This window comes from Bacteroides sp. 3_1_23 (assembly GCF_000162555.1).
Taxonomy (GTDB): Bacteria; Bacteroidota; Bacteroidia; order Bacteroidales; family Bacteroidaceae; genus Bacteroides; species Bacteroides ovatus.
This window is the reverse complement of record NZ_GG774950.1, coordinates 258,817-275,466: the sequence shown is the minus strand read 5'-3', so window position 1 is coordinate 275,466 and position 16,650 is coordinate 258,817. Positions and strand designations below refer to the sequence as shown.

Here is a 16,650-nt window from a genome sequence, read left to right as displayed (position 1 = left end):
TAATTAATTATTAAAAAACCATGAAGAAACTTTTCGTATTACTTATGGCATTGTTTACCCTGGCGCAAGTGGACGCCCAAGAAAAGAACGTTATCCGCATCGCAACGGACAACACTGACTTAATTCTCCAAGTAGCTCCTAACGGACGACTCTATCAGGTTTATCTGGGCGATAAGTTACTGAACGAGAAAGACATCAACAACTTTTCTCCTTACGTAAAAGGAGGAAGTGACGGTAGCGTATCCACCCGCGGATGGGAAGTATATCCGGGCTCCGGCGCCGAAGATTATTTTGAACCGGCTGTAGCCATCACGCACAATGACGGGAACCCGAGTACGATTCTCCGCTATATATCATCCGAGCAGAAGGCAGTGGCGGGCGGAACGGAAACGATCATTCAACTAAAAGACGATCAATACCCGGTGGAAGTCACACTGCATTACATCGCTTATCCGAAAGAAAACGTCATAAAGACGTGGAGTGAAATCAAACATGCAGAAAAAAAGCCTGTGACCTTATGGCGTTATGCTTCTACAATGCTTTATTTCTCCGGAAACGAATATTACCTGACAGAATTCAGTAGCGATTGGGCAAAAGAAGCACAAATGAGCACACAACCTCTGTTGTTTGGTAAAAAGGTGATCGACACCAAACTGGGAAGCCGTGCTGCCATGCACACCCACCCGTTCTTCGAGCTTGGTTTTGAACAACCGGCACAGGAAGCACAGGGACGTGCCATGCTAGGTACTATCGGATGGACAGGAAACTTCCAGTTCACTTTCGAAGTGGACAACGTAGGTAATCTCCGTGTAATCCCTGCCATCAATCCTTATGCATCTGATTATGAACTGAAGCCGAATGAAGTGTTTACAACTCCTGAATTCATCTTTACTTTCAGCAACAACGGTACGGGCGAAGCCAGCCGCAACCTTCACGCATGGGCACGTAACTATCAGCTGAAAGACGGACAAGGCGACCGTATGACTTTATTAAACAACTGGGAAAATACTTACTTCAAATTCAATGAGGAACTGCTTGCCGAACTGATGAAGGAAGCTAAACATCTTGGTGTAGATATGTTCCTGCTGGATGACGGCTGGTTTGGCAACAAGCACCCACGCAACAGTGACAATGCCGGACTGGGTGACTGGGAAGTGATGAGATCCAAACTGCCGGGCGGTATTCCTGCCCTTGTACAGTCTGCCAAAGAAGCCGGAGTGAAATTTGGTATCTGGATTGAACCGGAAATGGTTAACCCTAAAAGTGAGTTGTTCGAAAAACATCCCGACTGGGCTATCCAACTGCCTAACCGCGAAACATATTATTACCGTAATCAGCTGGTACTCGATCTTAGCAATCCGAAAGTACAGGACTTTGTATATGGTGTAGTGGATAAGATCCTGACAGAGAATCCGGAAGTGGCTTTCTTTAAATGGGACTGTAACTCTCCAATTACAAATGTTTATTCTCCATATTTAAAAAATAAACAGGGACAGCTTTATATCGACCATGTACGTGGTATATACAATGTATTGAAACGTATCAAAGACAAATATCCGAACGTGCCAATGATGCTCTGCTCCGGCGGTGGCGCCCGTTGCGACTACGAAGCTCTGAAATATTACACAGAATTTTGGTGCAGCGACAACACAGACCCGATAGAACGTCTGTTTATCCAGTGGGGATTCTCACAAATCTTCCCGGCAAAAGCCATGTGTGCACACGTAACCAGCTGGAACAAGAACACAAGCGTGAAGTTCCGTACGGATGTGGCAAGTATGTGCAAACTGGGCTTTGACCTTGGACTGAAGGAACTGAATGCAGACGAACAGACTTACTGCCAGAATGCAGTTGCCAACTGGACGCGTCTGAAAAAAGTGATTCTGGACGGCGATCAATACAGATTGGTTTCTCCCTACGATGGCAATCACATGTCTCTCATGTATGCCTCACCGGATAAGAACAAAGCTGTGCTTTATACCTACGATATCCACCCACGTTTCGGTGAGAAACTGCTCCCGGTAAAACTTCAGGGACTGGATGCGAAGAAAATGTATAAGGTGAAAGAAATCAACCTGATGCCGAATTCCAAATCGAATCTGGCTGCCAATGAGAAAACTTATTCAGGAGATTATCTGATGAAAGTGGGAATCAATGCTTTCACAACAAATCAGGCTTTCAGCCGCGTAATTGAGCTGACTGCTGAATAAAAAGGAAGGAAATAATCGATAAAAAAGGGGGATTCGCTGTTATCAGCGTTTCCCCTTTCTTTTTACATACAATAATATTCAATTCATCTTCAATCGCAACAGCTGTTTCAATGGTTACAACTATTCTATTAGACGGAGGAAGTCTCTAAAAAAGTTGCAGCTACACCGTAACTTTTTACGATATAGCTGCATTAATGTTAAAGAGAGAGAATTTATATAATATAAGCATGGTCTCACGACCCTCCTGATATTCAATGAACATTTTGTTTCTTTACCTATTAGACGCACGAAAGCTCAAATCACTGCACTCGAGGCCCTCTTTTTTTAGTTAAAGAATAAAAAAAGCCGCTACTCCACAGGAATAGCAGCTCATATCTTTAAAACATCTTGCTGACACGTTCAATTCCTGCCACCAAAGTGTCTATTTCCGATTTGGTATTGTACATGGCAAACGAAGCACGTACAGTTCCTTCTATGCCAAGACGTTGCATGAGAGGTTGTGCACAATGATGCCCTGTTCTCACGGCAATACCTAGACGATCCAGCAACGTGCCGAGGTCGAAATGATGGATATCTCCCACCAGGAAAGAAATGACCGCTCCCCGTTCGGCTGCTTCACCGAATATACGTATATGGGGGATTTCTTTCAGACGTTGCAAAGCGTAAGTTGTCAGTTCATGCTCATGGGCGGCTATCTGTTCAATGCCATGTCCGTTCACATAATCAAGGGCTTTTGCCAGTCCGGTAGTTCCGATATAGTCGGGCGTACCGGCTTCAAACTTGAAAGGAAGTTCATTAAAAGTGGTCTTCTCGAAAGAGACATGCTGAATCATCTCTCCTCCTCCCTGATAAGGTGGAAGGCGATCTAACCATTCTTCTTTTCCGTAAAGCACTCCGACACCTGTCGGGCCATATATCTTATGGGCGGAGAATACCAGAAAATCGGCATCCAACTCCTGTACATCTACTTTCATGTGAGGAATAGACTGTGCAGCATCTATCAGGCAAGGCACACCATGCGCATGAGCTGTTGCGATCATCTCCTTCACCGGATTCACTGTACCCAGTACATTCGATACATGAACTACGCTGACTATTTTCGTACGTTCGGAAAATAGTTTTTCATATTCATCCAGCAGAAGTTCGCCTTTATCATTCATCGGGATGACTTTTATGGCAATTCCTTTACGGGCAGCCAACAGTTGCCAGGGAACGATGTTGCTATGATGTTCCATCACGGAAACAATCACTTCATCCCCTTCTTCCATAAACTCGTCGCCGAAGCTGGAAACAAGCAGGTTGATACTTTCTGTTGTTCCGCGTGTAAAGACAACTTCATTCGTGCTATGGGCATTGATAAACTCACGTACCGTTTCACGGGAAGCTTCATGCAGTTCCGTAGCTTGCTGGGAAAGATAATGTACGCCGCGATGCACATTGGCATTGACGGAATAATATTCATCCACCAACGCATCAACCACCAGACGGGGTTTCTGTGTTGTCGCACCGTTGTCGAAATAAACCAAAGGTTTACCGTAAACCGTACGGCTCAATATCGGAAAATCTTCACGTATCTTTTGAATATCCACGTTCATTATTTTTTAGTGGTTACTTACAAATGGCACAACCCTGACATCTATTCAACTCGCCACGGAAACGTTTCTCTACCAATAGATGCAAACGATCTTTCAGCGCTTCCAAACGAATGGTATCGATCACTTCGTTGACAAATGCGAACATCAACAGCAGACGGGCTTCTTTCTCTGCAATACCGCGCGAACGCATGTAGAATAATGCGCCTTCATCCAACTGGCCTACTGTTGCTCCATGCGAACATTTCACATCATCCGCATAAATCTCCAATTGAGGTTGTGTATACATTCTTGCATCACGCGTAGCACAAAGATTCCGGTTAGTCTGTTGGGAATTCGTATGTTGTGCATCGGGACGCACGAGTACCAATCCGGCAAACGCACCTACCGATTGATCGTCGAGTACATACTTGAACAGCTCATTGCTGGTACAGTTCGGTACGGCATGGTCAATACTTGTATGATTGTCTATATGCTGGTTCTTATCGGCAATTGCCATACCACAGAGGTTTATTTCAGCTCCTTCTCCTGCCAACAACACTTCGGTCGTGTTGCGGGTAGTACCATTATGCAAAGTCATTCCGTTGAGCAATACATTACTGTTGGCCTCTTGCTTTACATACAGGTTACTGATACGAACTGTGCTTGTATGTGTTTCTTCCAGTTCATACATATCGAATACCGCATTCTCACCGGCAAATACTTCAATAACTTGTGTCGCCAGGAAGTTCACATTATCCATTGCATGGTCACAAATCAGCAAACGGGCTTGCGCGCCATCCTCCAGGATAATCAGTACGCGACGGTTCACCATAAAGTTAACATCTGCACGCAGGATATTTACCAACTGGATTGTTTTTTCCACCACCACATTCTTCGGCACATAAAAGACAACGCCATCTTGTGCAAAAGCGGTATTAAAAGCAGTCACACCATCTTTGGAGGTATCTGCCAGTTGACCGTAATATTTCTTCACCAATTCCGGGTGTTGCTCGGCCACTTCTTTCAGACTACCGAAAATCACACCTTCCGGCAGATTTCCTGTGGGAAGCGCTCTATTATAAAATGTGTCATTTACCACAAAATACAAGGAGGTACTCATATTCGGCACATCACACTTAAACACTTCATACGGATTGACCGGAATAGCCAAACGATTCAAGTTCAAACCGAAATCCGGTTCAAAGTACTTGCTCACATCCGTATATTTGTACTTCTCCATCTTACGGGTCGGAAATCCGAGTCGCTCAAAATCGGCAAATGCTGACGCACGAGGCGCATTCAGCACTTCGGCACTATGCTTACAGATCATCGCTTCCGTCTGTGAGAAAAGTTCTATATATTGTTGTTCAACCATCATCGTTTTATATTTGTCATTCTCCTACTTCTTTCTTGATCCAATCGTATCCTTTTTCTTCCAGTTCCAGAGCAAGTTCCGGTCCGGCAGTTTTTACGATACGACCTTTATAAAGGACATGCACAATATCAGGCTTGATATAATCGAGCAAACGTTGGTAGTGGGTAATAACGATTGTACTTGTTTCAGGAGTTTTCAACTTGTTCACCCCTTCCGCAACAATACGGAGCGCATCAATATCCAAACCGGAGTCTGTCTCGTCGAGGATGCTCAAACGCGGTTCTAGCATAGCCATCTGGAAAATCTCGTTCCGTTTCTTCTCACCACCGGAAAAGCCTTCATTCACCGAACGGTTAGCCAGTTTATTATCCAACTCTACCACCGCACGTTTCTCACGCATCAGTTTCAGAAACTCACTGGCTGTCAGTGCAGGCAGACCTTTATATTTACGTTGCTCATTCACAGCAGCACGCATAAAGTTCACCATGCTCACACCCGGGATTTCCACCGGATACTGGAAACTAAGGAAGATTCCTTCATGGCTACGATCTTCGGGGCTCAACTCCAACAGATCCTTTCCATAAAAAGTGACCGAACCTTTTGTTACCTCAAAAGCCGGATTACCCACCAATACGGAGGAAAGCGTACTTTTACCGGAACCATTCGGTCCCATAATAGCGTGCACCTCACCGGGATTCACCGTCAGGTTAATACCTTTCAATATCTCTTTGCCATTAATGCTGGCATGCAGGTCTTTTATTTCTAACATGATATATTTACGATTTTACGATTTACTATTAAAAAGTCAACATCACCCCACGCTTCCTTCCAATGAGATGGTAAGCAGCTTCTGTGCTTCTACCGCAAACTCCATCGGAAGTTTATTCAACACTTCCTTTGCATATCCGTTCACAATAAGTCCGATAGCATCTTCTGTCGGAATACCGCGCTGGTTGCAATAAAATATCTGGTCTTCACTAATCTTACTTGTCGTAGCTTCATGCTCTACCACTGCCGTCTCATTGTGAATATCCATATACGGGAAGGTATGTGCACCACACTTATCTCCCAGCAATAGAGAGTCACACTGGCTATAATTACGGGCATTATCCGCTTTCTCGGCCACGCGTACCAACCCACGATAGGAGTTCTCACTATGTCCGGCAGAAATGCCTTTACTTACAATCGTACTACGAGTGTTCTTACCCAGATGAATCATCTTCGTTCCGGTATCTGCCTGCTGATAGTTGTTCGTTACAGCTACGGAATAGAATTCAGCAGTCGAGTTATCGCCCGTCAGGATACAGGAAGGATATTTCCAAGTGATTGCCGAACCGGTTTCCACTTGTGTCCAGGATAATTTACTGTCCACTCCTTTACAGTTACCGCGTTTAGTCACAAAGTTGTATACACCGCCCTTGCCTTCTGCATCTCCCGGATACCAGTTCTGAACGGTACTGTATTTTACTTCTGCACGGTCGTGCACAATGATCTCAACGATAGCGGCATGCAGCTGATTCTCATCCCGCATCGGAGCCGTACATCCTTCCAGATAAGAAACATACGAATCATCATCCGCTATAATCAGCGTACGCTCAAACTGTCCCGTGTTACGGGCATTGATACGGAAATAAGTGGAAAGCTCCATCGGGCAACGTACTCCTTTCGGAATATACACGAAAGAGCCGTCAGAGAACACTGCGGAATTCAACGCTGCAAAGAAATTGTCCCGATAACCTACTACCGAGCCCATATATTTCTTCACCAGATCCGGATGCTCCCGCACGGCTTCACTGAACGAGCAGAATATAATTCCTTTCTCCATCAGCGTTTCCTTGAAGGTAGTCTTTACGGAAACAGAGTCCATAACGGCATCCACTGCCATTCCACTAAGAGCCATTTGCTCTTCCAAAGGAATTCCCAGTTTATTAAACGTCTTTATCAGTTCAGGATCGACTTCCTCCATGCTCTTCGGTCCTTCTTTCTTCTTTGTCGGATCGGCATAATAAGAAATCGCCTGATAATCAATTTCAGGGATACGGAGATGTGCCCAGGTAGGCATTTCCAGCGTCAGCCAATGGCGATACGCTTTCAGTCGAAACTCCAGCAACCACTCCGGTTCGTCCTTTTTCGATGAAATCAAACGAATGACATCTTCATTAAGTCCACGCTCAATGATGTCCGTATGCACCTCTGTGGTGAAACCGTATTTATATTTCTCCTCCGCAAATTTCCGGACAAACTCATTATCAGTCTTCTTTTCAAGTTCGTCTTTCTGATTGGGTTTCATTTTATTGGGTTCTTGTTGCATCTTTATCTTTATTCTCTAATATATATTGTTGCGTCATATTCTTCGCAGCAGGGAAAAAGATCCCCGCAAACGTTTCCATCGGATAATATAACAAAGATTCTTCCTTTTTTGTTGCACTAATTAACTTATTATCGCTGTCCACAAACTCTATCGCACCAATCACTACACTCGTTAACAACAGAAACTTAAGTGCTCCCAGCCCACTTCCTAACCAGCGATTCAGCCAGTTCAGCGAAATAGCCTGCATTGCTTTTGTCAATAGCGAGGCAATCAATACAAAGATCAATGGTACGGCAATCCAGATCATGATAAAAGCCAACACTTGCGCAACTGTCATTGAATCCGTCACTGTCGGGCAAAGCTTTTCCGCCAAAGAAGCATACAGAGCTTTCGCTGCCAACAGACCGACTATTAACCCCAAAATAGAAGCCAACTGACGAATGAAGCCTTTTACAAAACCTACAATCGCTCCGGCGCCTATTACAATAAGGATAATTATATCAATCGTTGCCACGTTTATTATGTTATAAGCTATAAACCAATAAGTCGTATATAAGCTGATTATAATGAGAAGGTGCCGAATGATAAAAAATAAGGTGGTAAGGTGGTGTTCTGCAAACAGTACCACATTACCACCTCTTTATCATATCATGACCTCTGCTATATTATAACATTATAATACACTTATAACCTTACTATATTTACAGCGTCTGTTTCACTTCTATTTCTTCGAATGTCTCGATCATATCGCCTACCTTCATGTCGTTGCAGTTCACCAGACTGATACCACACTCGAAGTTTGTACCTACTTCCTTCACATCGTCCTTGAAACGTTTCAATGCGTTGATGTTTCCGGTAAAGATCACAATACCATCGCGGATCAAACGAGCCTTGTCGCTGCGTTTCACCTTTCCGGTCTTCACCATTGCTCCGGCTACAAGACCGACTTTCGTAATATTGAATACTTCGCGGATTTCGATGGTTGCAGTAATCTGTTCCTTTACTTCCGGAGCCAACATACCTTCCATAGCAGCCTTTACCTCTTCGATTGCATCGTAGATGACAGAATACTTACGGATGTCAACACCCTCTTGGTCGGCCATCTTACCGGCAGCACCCGAAGGACGTACCTGGAATCCGACAATAATCGCATCCGAAGCAGCAGCCAGAGAAACATCAGATTCAGAAATTGCTCCCACACCCTTATGGATAACATTTACCTGAATTTGTTCCGTAGACAACTTAATCAACGAATCGCTCAACGCTTCCACAGAACCATCCACGTCACCCTTAACGATGATGTTCAATTCCTGGAAGTTACCCAAAGCAATACGACGACCCAATTCATCCAATGTAAGGATCTTCTGCGTACGCAAACCTTGTTCACGAGCCAGCTGCTCACGTTTATTAGTGATCTCACGAGCTTCCTGATCGCTTTCGACTACATGGAATGTGTCACCTGCGGCAGGAGCACCATTCAATCCCAGAATCAATGCCGGTTCGGAAGGTCCTGCTTCCTTGACGCGTTGGTTACGTTCGTTGAACATAGCCTTCACACGTCCGTAGCTGGTTCCCGCCAATACGATGTCTCCTACTTTCAAAGTACCGTTAGATACCAATACAGTAGCTACATATCCGCGTCCCTTATCCAGTGAAGATTCGATGATGGAACCCGTAGCATTACGGTTCGGATTTGCCTTCAGGTCGAGCATTTCCGCTTCGAGCAATACTTTTTCCAGCAAGTCTTCCACACCCATACCTTTCTTGGCAGAGATATCTTGTGACTGATATTTACCACCCCATTCTTCAACAAGGTAATTCATTGCAGCCAGTTCTTCTTTAATCTTATCCGGATTTGCAGTCGGTTTATCTACCTTATTGATTGCAAATACAATAGGTACACCGGCAGCCATCGCGTGATTGATCGCTTCTTTCGTCTGTGGCATCACGTTATCATCGGCAGCCACAATAATGATAGCAATATCCGTTACTTTGGCACCACGTGCACGCATAGCGGTAAACGCTTCGTGACCCGGAGTATCGAGGAATGTAATACGACGACCGTCTTCCAATTGCACGTTATAAGCACCGATATGCTGGGTAATACCTCCGGCCTCACCGGCAATTACATTCGCCTTACGGATATAGTCAAGCAAAGAAGTCTTACCGTGGTCAACGTGTCCCATCACCGTTACAATCGGAGCGCGCGGTTGCAAATCTTCCGGAGCATCTTCTTCTTCAACGATAGCTTGTGCCACTTCCGCACTTACATATTCAGTCTTGAATCCGAATTCTTCAGCCACCAGATTGATGGTTTCAGCATCCAAACGCTGGTTGATGGAAACCATGATACCAATACTCATACAAGTAGCGATAACCTGGTTAACAGAAACATCCATCATCGTTGCCAATTCGTTAGCCGTAACGAACTCGGTCAACTTCAATACCTTGCTGTCTGCCATTTCCTGATCTTCCAGTTCCTGCATACGGTTGGAAGCCATTTCACGTTTCTCTTTACGGTATTTGGACGTTTTATTCTTACCTTTGGTTGTCAGACGTGCAAGGGTTTCTTTTACCTGTTTTGCTACGTCTTCCTCGCTCACTTCCTGTTTGATAACCGGTTTCTTGAAGCGATCTTTATTGTTGTTATTTCTTCTGTTGTTATTTCCCTGTCCATTGGCCTGGCCACCCTGACCGTTACTATTGCCGCCTTTACCCTGTACATTAGGTCTTGGAGCAGCAAAGTTGGAGGTTGCAACATTGTTAACGTCCACCTTCTCTTTATTGATACGGTTACGTTTCTTCTTGTTAGCAGCCGCTTCCGCACTGTCCTTAGGTCCGCTCTTCGCCAATTTAGAATCATCCTTACGGATTTCCTTGATGATAGCTTCCTTCATCAACTTCTTCTGATCCTGACGGATTTTTTCCTTTTCTTCACGTTCGCGACGTTTCTCTTCCTTCGATTTCTTCTTGGGACGAGTAGACTGATTCAATGCAGCCAAGTCGATCTGACCGATCACATTAATCTTTGCGCCTAATTCCGGTTGACGGATTTTGAAAACACCATCATCCTCCGGAGCCTTTTCCGCTACCGGGGTTACTTCAGCCTGTGCAGTTTCCACCTTTTCTTCTTCTTTATGTTCTTCCGCCTTCACAGGTGCAGCTACTACTACCTTCGGCTCTTCTTTTTTCACTTCTTCTACTACTTTTTCAACTTCTACCGGCTTCGTCTCCACTACAGGTTCCGGCACTACTACGGGTTCAACCACCACTGGAGTAGGCTCTACTACAGAAACAGGAGGTGTCACCACCTCTTCCTTCTTCACCTCGGGTTCTCTCTTCTCGGGCTCCTTTTTCACTTCGGGTTTAACGACAGGCCGTTCCACAACCGGTTCTTCCTGTTTCTGTTCCGGTTCTTTCTCTACCTTTTCAGGTTTACGACCGTTCAATTTATCCAAATCTATTTTTCCGACAGGTTTAAACTTCGGACGTGCATCCTCAGGTACGACTGTCTTAATCACATCTTCCGACTTCGGTTTTTCGGGCTGCTTTTCGAAGCCCTCAATCGATACCGACGCCTTATTACGTTCCTTATTCTGACGTTCCTGTATGAAACGCTCCGATTCAAGTCTAAGGTTCTTATCTGTACTAAACTCCTTTACGAGTATAGCATATTGCTCCTCGCTAATTTTAGTATTAGGATTAGCCTCAACGGTATGCCCTTTCTTTTGCAGGAACTCAACTACCGTCGCGATTCCTACGTTCAAATCTCTTGTAACTTTGTTTAACCTTATCGTCATATTTTAAAATTAATGAATAAATGGAGCTTGTTTAATTGAAAATTGAGAATTAAGAAATAAAAGTCTGCTGCATTATATTGTATCGCAACTTTTAATCTTTAATTTCATCTTTATTTTCAATTGAAGGATCTTCTTCTTCAAACTCCGATTTCAAAATGCGTATTACCTCGTCCACTGTCTCTTCTTCCAAGTCCGTCTTTTCAATCAACATCTCACGAGGAGCATTCAACACAGCCTTCGCTGTATCGATGCCGATAGCTTTGATAGCGTCGATCACCCATCCGTCGATTTCGTCTCTAAACTCGTCGAGATAGATATCTTCGTCAGCTACATTCTCATCCAACTCACGGAACACGTCGATAGTGTACTCAGTTAACATACTGGCCAGTTTGATATTCAAACCGCCTTTACCGATAGCCAGCGAAACTTCTTCCGGTTTGAGGAATACCTCTGCTTTCTTCTCTTCCTCGTTCAGACGAATAGAAGAAATCTTAGCCGGGCTTAAAGCGCGCTGTATAAACAATGAGATGTTCGATGTATAATTGATTACGTCGATGTTCTCATTGCGAAGTTCACGAACAATGCCATGAATACGACTTCCCTTTACACCTACACAGGCTCCTACAGGGTCGATTCTGTCATCGTAAGATTCCACCGCGATCTTGGCACGTTCGCCGGGGATACGGGCAATCTTCTTGATGGTAATCAAACCATCATTAATTTCGGGTACTTCCATCTCGAACAGGCGTTGCAGGAAAACGGGAGAAGTACGTGACAAGATAATCTTAGGATTATTATTCTTGTTATCCACGCGGGCAACTACTGCACGAGCCGTTTCACCTTTACGATAAAAGTCGCTCGGGATTTGTTCGGTCTTAGGTAACAGCAATTCGTTTCCTTCATCGTCTAAAAGCAACATCTCTTTTTTCCAGATCTGATATACTTCTGCATTGATGATAGTACCTACCTTATCTATATATTTATTATAAATACTGTCTTTTTCGAGTTCCAGAATCTTGGAAGCCAGTGTCTGGCGAAGATTCAGGATCGCACGACGTCCGAACTTGGCAAAGATAACCTCGTCAGTCACCTCTTCACCTTCTTCGTAAGAAGCATCAATTTTCTGTGCTTCGCTCAACGAAATCTGCATATTCGGGTTAGTCAAATCTTCATCGGCCACAACTTCACGGTTACGCCATATCTCGAAGTCACCCTTGTCCGGGTTCACGATTACGTCGTAATTTTCATCGGTGCCAAACATTTTCGCGATTACGCTACGGAACGACTCTTCGAGTACGCTAACCATCGTCGTTCTATCGATATTCTTCAGTTCCTTAAATTCCGAAAATGTATCAATCAAGCTGATTGTTTCTTCTTTTTTGGCCATAACTATTTAAAGCTAATTAAGTATTTAGTATATTTTATTTGCTCATAAGTGAAGGTTTCGTCCTCTTCTACCAATTTCGGGCGCTTTGATCCTTCGGTTTTTACTTTCTTTTGTACGCCTACCGTAAACTTCTCTTCATCGGCATCTTTCAGTATACCGGCCAGCTTCCGTCCGTCTCCGGTCAGCACTTCCACCTCTTGTCCGATGTGGATATAATACTGTTGCAGAACTTTAAAGGGTTGTCCGATCCCAGCCGACCCTACTTCCAGTTCATAATCTTCCTCTTCGCGGTTCAGTTTCGACTCTATGAAGCGGCTAAGCTCCACGCAATCTTCAATCCAAACACCTTCTGCATGGTCTATTTCAACCACAATCTTGTCATCCGGGCTCACGGTTACCTCTACTAAAAAGTAGTCTTTTCCTTCCAGCCACTCTTCTACAATCTGACAAACAGTTTTCTTTTCTATCATTTATTAGCTATATAAGAACAAAAAAAGGAGCTTAATTGCCCCTCCACCTTTCATCCGTTTTCGGTTGCAAAGATATAAATAATCTGTTCGACTACAAAACATTAAAGAAAAAAAGTATGAATTAACAGTGCTATATTCGTATCTTTACGCCGTAATTCAAAAAATAACGACTATGGCACATCGTCTCAACACAAATAAACAGTTTATGGTAGGTAACGGAATTCTTGCTTTTGCCGTCATTTTTGTCGTGGTTATTTTTGTCTATATGAGCATGCGGCTACAACGGGAAAAGCAGGAAGAACGTCATTTCATCGAAAGCTATACGATCAGTCTGGTAAAAGGTTTTGCCGGAGATTCTATCTCTTTATTTGTCAACGACAGTCTGATCTCCAACAAAACCATGTCGGAAGAACCTTACACTGTAGAAATAGGACGTTTTGCCGAACAGAGCGCCTTGTTGATTGTAGATAATAACACAGAATTAGTGTCTACGTTTGATCTTAGTGAAAAAGGAGGAACTTATCAGTTCGAAAAAGAATCAGACGGGATTAAACAATTAGCCAAGTAATAAAAGTATTAACTAAGTCTGTGCCACCATATTGGCACAACCATGCCATCGCATTGTCACGACTGTGCCAGCGTGTTGACACAAGTGTGCCAACACGATAGCACTATCCTGGCAATAAAATATTCTAAATCTCCGTACGATACTTTCTCAATTCCCCCCGCAAAGCCAATGCTTTTCCTTCTGTAAATTGATTGAGCAATACCCAAAATCGTTCGCTATGATTCATCTCGCGAGTATGACATAATTCGTGCAGCAACACGTAGTCTATCAAATGAGAAGGTAACAGAACCAGGTAATAGGACAAATTAATATCCTTTCGAGCCGAGCAACTGCCCCATCTGCCCTGACTGGAGTTTATTTTCACACTCGAATAAGGAAGTCCGCATTGCTTGGACAAGGAAGCCAAACGTGAAGGAAGGATACTTTTCGCATTCCGCCTCAACGATTCTTCAATCACCTTATGCAACCAGCTTTGCAGTTTCTCGTCCGTAAAATCCGCATGAGGCGGACAAACAATTTCCATAACCCCCAACCGGGAATTAGCCAAAAACTGATCCTTTTCACCGGACACCAAGGACAACTTAAAGTGTTCCGCATCAATTTTATAGCCCAAATCAATCAATGGCCGGGCTAATTTTTGACGGGAGGCCAGAAGTTTACCACGCAGATTCTCGATTGCCTGCTTCACTTCTTTCAATGTAGTGCCGGGAGGAACTGAAACATAAACAGCATCACTCTTTGTACGAAACACAAGACTCCTCGCACGTGAATTGACACGCACTATCAGACGTCCTAATTCGTCATCTTCTACGATCTTATCCATTATAATCCTCCTATCAACAGCCACAAAAGTAATAAAAAAGAAGATTCCAATGAAAAACTTCGCGGAAGATGCAACTTTATATCAGTTTCTTCCGTCTAACTGTCATATCAATCATAGAAAAACATAATTATGAAAACAAGTTTATTGCTCGTATTAGTCACCGGATTGTCTCTAGTACTTACTGCCGGCTCTTGCTTGCAGGGAAAACACGTAGTAGGCAGCAAAAACTACATCTCCCAAGAAGTAAAAGCCGATCATTTCAATGAAATCAAACTATTGGGAAGTGCCAATATCAGTTATCACCAAGACACACGCAGTCACGTGGAGATACATGGTTCCGACAACATTATACCACTTGTAGAAACGTATGTAGACGGTAATACATTAATGATAAAATTCAAGAAGAATGTCAGTATATGGAAAGGAAAACTGGAAATAAAAGTTTTTGCTCCGGAACTGAATAAGCTGTCAATCAACGGATCGGGAAATATAAAATTAATCAATGGAATACAAACCTCTAAAGATATCGAGTTCCATATAAATGGTTCGGGGAACATTCAGGGAGAAGGGCTTAATTGCCGAAGAATGGCTGTTTCAATTAACGGATCGGGAGATGTTAGACTGCAACAAATAGAGAGCCAGGAATGTCAGGCAGGAATTTCAGGTTCGGGTAATATTAATCTTAAAGGTAAAGCCATTCAAGCAAAATATGCTATTGCCGGATCGGGAAACATTCAGGCCGCAGATTTAGAAGCAGAGAATACGGATGCAAGTATCAGTGGATCCGGAAACATCAGTTGTTATGCAAGTCAAAAACTGGTTGCCCGCGTGAAAGGAAGTGGCGATATTGCTTATAAAGGCAATCCACAAGAAGTGGATGCTCCACGGAAAAACATACGGCAGATCAAATAAAGACAATTTGAACAAATACAGTCTAAAAGCATAAAAGGGCTACTGCATCACGCGGTAGCCCATTTATTTAGTTAGTTTTAATCTAAAAATTTGAGAGAATTGAAAACTTCACAGTTTCGCCTTCGTTGTTGTTTTAATTAAGCACACTAACTATATTATATGTTTAAAGCAAATGAAAATGTCTATTCGTTTATAACTTGCACCTTGTGGTTAACCCTCGCCAAACTATCGGCTAGAACCTGTTCCGCTTTCACATCATTTGAAATAGCGACCGATGGTGCTGTTACTTGTTTACCAATGGTATCCGTTGCCAATACACTTCCGTCATCTCCGGAGAAAGAATGTTGTGCCACATTCCCCAAAGAAAGGATGATTGCAATCACGGCAGCGGCTTTGAACAGAGGAATAAAACGACCGGTCAGTGTCAAGCGTTTCGCTTTTACGACCGTAGGCTCCACCTCTGCCAGAATACGTGCATCAAAGTCTTCGCCCAGTCCTACTTCCTGCTGAACCTGTTGATAAACAAACAGGTTTTTATAGCGAAGCAAATGAGCAGGAACTTCCTCCTTTGCGAAGAAGTCGCGCAATGTTGCTTCCTCCTCAACGGAAGTTTCGCATTGCCAGTATCGCTCCAGGAGCTGTTCTATATCCTTATAATCCATATTCGTCAATTTCTAAATACCTTTGTTTTACTTTTTGTCTGGCTCTGAAGAGGTTCACTTTAACTTGTTCCTCTGTCAGATTCAGCAACCCTGCAATTTTCTTATAGCTTTCACCTTCAATGTCCCTCAGTTGCATGATAAGCCGCTGTTTTTCGGGAAGTTCGTTTACCAGTCTATTAATAATGTTCATTCTTTCATCATGAATCATCTGGTCATACGGACTGTTTGCATCAGGTTCTTCTTCCATCTCGGGGGTGAGTTCCACGTTTTGAGCTTCTTTCTTTTGACTTCGATCTATCGCCAGATTCTTTGCCACTGTCAGGCAATAGGCTTCGACCGATTCAAATTGAGACCACTCATCACGCTTATTCCACACTCTTATCATGGTGTCCTGAACGACATCCTCGGCTTCGGCCCTATCCAGGGTGATTCTGAGAGCCAATCGAAAGAGTTTATCCTTCAACGGCAAAATATCGTTTCGGAAGCTGATTTCTTGCATCTCTATAATAATGACGGGCTAGGATATGAAAAGTTACAGTCGCCCACTACTTTTTTTGA

The 16,650-nt window shown here is 43.6% G+C and carries 14 protein-coding genes; 3 read left to right on the top strand and 11 right to left on the bottom strand.

The window, feature by feature from the left end; translation table 11 throughout:
* Positions 1-20 precede the first annotated feature (20 nt).
* Positions 21-2,210 carry an alpha-galactosidase gene (locus HMPREF9010_RS11565; protein WP_008649180.1) on the top strand — a complete coding sequence of 730 codons (2,190 nt, stop codon included), beginning with the start codon at positions 21-23 and terminating at the stop codon, positions 2,208-2,210.
* A gap of 377 nt (positions 2,211-2,587) precedes the next feature.
* Here HMPREF9010_RS11565 and HMPREF9010_RS11570 read toward each other — a convergent pair whose 3' ends face one another.
* The 8 genes from HMPREF9010_RS11570 to rimP form a co-directional block, all read right to left on the bottom strand.
* Positions 2,588-3,799: an aminotransferase class V-fold PLP-dependent enzyme gene (locus HMPREF9010_RS11570; protein ID WP_008776065.1), complete on the bottom strand. Its 1,212-nt coding sequence runs from the start codon at positions 3,797-3,799 to the stop codon at positions 2,588-2,590.
* A gap of 19 nt (positions 3,800-3,818) precedes the next feature.
* Positions 3,819-5,162, bottom strand: coding sequence for a Fe-S cluster assembly protein SufD (gene sufD, locus HMPREF9010_RS11575; RefSeq protein ID WP_008649179.1), 1,344 nt, complete (start codon positions 5,160-5,162; stop codon positions 3,819-3,821).
* A gap of 13 nt (positions 5,163-5,175) precedes the next feature.
* Complete coding sequence (sufC, locus tag HMPREF9010_RS11580) at positions 5,176-5,928, bottom strand: Fe-S cluster assembly ATPase SufC (protein WP_004298251.1); 753 nt, start codon at positions 5,926-5,928, stop codon at positions 5,176-5,178.
* Between the two features lie 42 nt (positions 5,929-5,970).
* A complete protein-coding gene (gene sufB / locus HMPREF9010_RS11585) occupies positions 5,971-7,449 on the bottom strand; it encodes a Fe-S cluster assembly protein SufB (protein WP_008649177.1) in 1,479 nt (492 codons plus the stop codon).
* Between the two features lies 1 nt (position 7,450).
* Positions 7,451-7,984: a CvpA family protein gene (locus tag HMPREF9010_RS11590; protein ID WP_008776068.1), complete on the bottom strand. Its 534-nt coding sequence runs from the start codon at positions 7,982-7,984 to the stop codon at positions 7,451-7,453.
* A 187-nt stretch (positions 7,985-8,171) separates the two neighbouring features.
* Complete coding sequence (infB, locus tag HMPREF9010_RS11595) at positions 8,172-11,270, bottom strand: translation initiation factor IF-2 (protein ID WP_004298254.1); 3,099 nt, start codon at positions 11,268-11,270, stop codon at positions 8,172-8,174.
* A gap of 91 nt (positions 11,271-11,361) precedes the next feature.
* Positions 11,362-12,657 carry a transcription termination factor NusA gene (gene nusA, locus HMPREF9010_RS11600; protein WP_004298255.1) on the bottom strand — a complete coding sequence of 432 codons (1,296 nt, stop codon included), beginning with the start codon at positions 12,655-12,657 and terminating at the stop codon, positions 11,362-11,364.
* 2 nt (positions 12,658-12,659) lie between these two features.
* Positions 12,660-13,127 carry a ribosome assembly cofactor RimP gene (rimP, locus tag HMPREF9010_RS11605; protein ID WP_004298256.1) on the bottom strand — a complete coding sequence of 156 codons (468 nt, stop codon included), beginning with the start codon at positions 13,125-13,127 and terminating at the stop codon, positions 12,660-12,662.
* A gap of 172 nt (positions 13,128-13,299) precedes the next feature.
* Between rimP and HMPREF9010_RS11610 the strand changes: the two genes are divergently transcribed.
* Positions 13,300-13,695 (top strand): hypothetical protein, encoded by a 396-nt coding sequence (locus HMPREF9010_RS11610; protein WP_004298257.1) that lies wholly within the window; start codon positions 13,300-13,302, stop codon positions 13,693-13,695.
* A 124-nt stretch (positions 13,696-13,819) separates the two neighbouring features.
* Here HMPREF9010_RS11610 and HMPREF9010_RS11615 read toward each other — a convergent pair whose 3' ends face one another.
* Positions 13,820-14,518, bottom strand: a complete 699-nt coding sequence (locus HMPREF9010_RS11615) for a SprT family zinc-dependent metalloprotease (RefSeq protein ID WP_008649174.1) — start codon at positions 14,516-14,518, stop codon at positions 13,820-13,822.
* 129 nt (positions 14,519-14,647) lie between these two features.
* On the opposite strand from HMPREF9010_RS11615, the gene HMPREF9010_RS11620 reads away from it, so the two are divergent.
* On the top strand, positions 14,648-15,430 hold the full coding sequence (locus tag HMPREF9010_RS11620) for a head GIN domain-containing protein (RefSeq protein WP_004298259.1): 783 nt from the start codon (positions 14,648-14,650) through the stop codon (positions 15,428-15,430).
* Between the two features lie 182 nt (positions 15,431-15,612).
* Here the strand turns inward: HMPREF9010_RS11620 and HMPREF9010_RS11625 are convergent, their stop codons facing one another.
* Both HMPREF9010_RS11625 and HMPREF9010_RS11630 read right to left on the bottom strand, forming a co-directional pair.
* The gene (locus tag HMPREF9010_RS11625; RefSeq protein ID WP_008649173.1) at positions 15,613-16,092 is read right to left on the bottom strand and encodes a hypothetical protein; all 480 of its coding nucleotides are present in this window, start codon (positions 16,090-16,092) and stop codon (positions 15,613-15,615) included.
* Entirely contained in the window at positions 16,082-16,591 is a 510-nt protein-coding gene (locus tag HMPREF9010_RS11630) for an RNA polymerase sigma factor (RefSeq protein WP_004298261.1), read from the bottom strand. Before HMPREF9010_RS11630 ends, HMPREF9010_RS11625 begins: the two co-directional genes overlap by 11 nt.
* Positions 16,592-16,650 lie beyond the last annotated feature (59 nt).